Source organism: Caldicoprobacter sp., from assembly GCF_047459465.1.
Lineage (GTDB): Bacteria > Bacillota > Clostridia > Caldicoprobacterales > Caldicoprobacteraceae > Caldicoprobacter.
In genome coordinates this window covers 1-1,985 of the sequence record NZ_VSCO01000213.1, presented here as the reverse complement: position 1 = coordinate 1,985, position 1,985 = coordinate 1, and the positions used below count along the sequence as shown (strand labels likewise).

3 protein-coding genes are annotated in these 1,985 nt (G+C 45.5%); 1 reads left to right on the top strand and 2 read right to left on the bottom strand.

Annotated features, from left to right (window positions below):
- Window positions 1–485 (bottom strand): ribonuclease PH (gene rph, locus FWJ59_RS09460; protein ID WP_414481680.1); only part of this gene is annotated, 485 nt, incomplete at its 3' end.
- A gap of 60 nt (window positions 486–545) precedes the next feature.
- Window positions 546–1,547, bottom strand: coding sequence for a GerMN domain-containing protein (locus FWJ59_RS09455; RefSeq protein WP_414481679.1), 1,002 nt, complete (start codon window positions 1,545–1,547; stop codon window positions 546–548).
- Window positions 1,548–1,805: 258 nt separating this feature from the next.
- Between FWJ59_RS09455 and FWJ59_RS09450 the strand changes: the two genes are divergently transcribed.
- Window positions 1,806–1,985: BlaI/MecI/CopY family transcriptional regulator (locus FWJ59_RS09450; protein ID WP_414481678.1), on the top strand; the 180-nt coding region annotated here is incomplete at its 3' end.

Here is a 1,985-nt window from a genome sequence, read left to right as displayed (position 1 = left end):
GCGGCAGCATAACTGGTAACAGGGCTTTTTTCGATAAGCCCCTGATCCAGCAGAGACTTTATACAGTATACCAGCGCCACAAACCCGCCGGTTATGGAAGCCGTCCTGGTCCCACCATCGGCCTGAATGACATCGCAGTCTATCCATATAGTCCTTTCTCCCAGCAATTCGCCATTGATGACGGAACGCAACGAACGGCCTATAAGCCTTTGAATCTCCTGGGTGCGGCCTTCAGGCCTACCCCGGGTAACCTCCCGCGCTTTTCTAAGCTGGGTAGCAGCCGGAATCATGCCATACTCGGCCGTAATCCAGCCTTTGCCGGTGCCCTTTAAAAACGGCGGCACCTTATCTTCGACAGTAGCAGTGCATATCACCCGCGTATTACCTATCTCGATGAAGACAGAACCGTTGGCATTTTTTATGTAATTGGTAGTCATCTTAACAGGCCTCAATTCGTCATTTTTTCTTCCGTCTATCCTGCTCATCAAGATTCCTCCTATGTTTATGATTGCTCTAAAAGCTAGAACTCATCATGCTGCCTTTCATCAATATTCATTTGCAAACGCAGAGACGCTTACCTCACCGCCTTCATATTCTTTGCCCTCGATTAATATTCTTACCTCTTCCACTCCTGGGAACTGCTTCGCCGTCATTATTATGGATCTGAGTACCAGAGGCTCGCTTTGAGGCAAATGGGCTATATACCCAAATTCTTCGCTGAAGTTTATGGAAACCACACCGTTCTCCGTCTCAACCCCCAGCAATCTTGTCCCTGCGGGTATATCCATGCTCAGGCTGTCATCGCTGGGTCCATTTAAAATCTCTTGGATGGCCGTCTCGATAGATACGCTGTCAGTCGGAACTATTCTGGTAACCGGCACAATATAATCGTAAACAGCATCGGGATTGCAATGGAAAAACACGGTAACCTTTGCGCCATCAATGCCGGCATTGGACCCCATCTCGAGATTTATGTCCTGAGGTTCAATGGGCTTGCTCACATCGGTTCCATATTTCAGCCGGTCAACGATCTTCCCCTCAAACATGAATTGGACCCGGTCAATAGTCTCAAACTCGGCCAGGGTCAAAGCTACTCCCTGGATCATGTTATGTTCAGCCACTGCGTTTTCGCATTCCATAGCCTCTTTACTCAAGTCCAGCTTTGCCAGTCCATCCTTTATGGACATACCCCTTATCTTGGTACCCGCAGGCAGCAATGCCTTAAGCCCCATAACCATAAGGTCCTGCTGTATTTCAGGGCTATCTATCGTCATCCTCAAAGTGGCCTTAGCTATACCCTCTTCCCAGGGTATTTTGCGCATTACTGGCACCAGATATCCCGCTTCATTTTGATAATATACGACGGTCTCACGCAGGTTTTCATCCTCGGCATCTCCAAGGTCTTCGGCGCCTTCACCTGATTCAAAACCTTGCGGCAGCTCCCCTTCAAATTCTTCTTTGGTCTTTACCGCGTTACAGCCCACCGTAAATAAAAGCATCAAAGCAACAACAATTGCTATCAAGGCAGCGCTCTTTCTATTCAACATATTCTCCCCCCCAACCAATCTCTTGATATTAATTATATTAGGGGGAGATTTTGAGTATGTCTTTATCGTCAAATATTTTATCACATGTTCACCGGGTTTTGTATTTTTTTATGAGGTTTTGTCCAAATTTTTTTAACATAGCCATTTGGGCCTTTCTTTTATTGACAAATCGGTATTACAATAGTAATATATTGTTACGGCGTATTACTATTGTAATACGTGATATGGTGTAATGATAGGACATCGGGGGTGTGAACGGTGAAAAAGGTGAAAATATCCGATTCGGAACTGAAAATAATGCAGGTACTGTGGGATAATAATCCAATTTTTTCTTCGGATATAGTCAAAGCATTGGCTGATACCGGTTGGGATCCGAAAACCATCCACACATTTTTAAGAAGGCTGGTTTCAAAGGGCATCGTAAAAGCAACAAAGAAG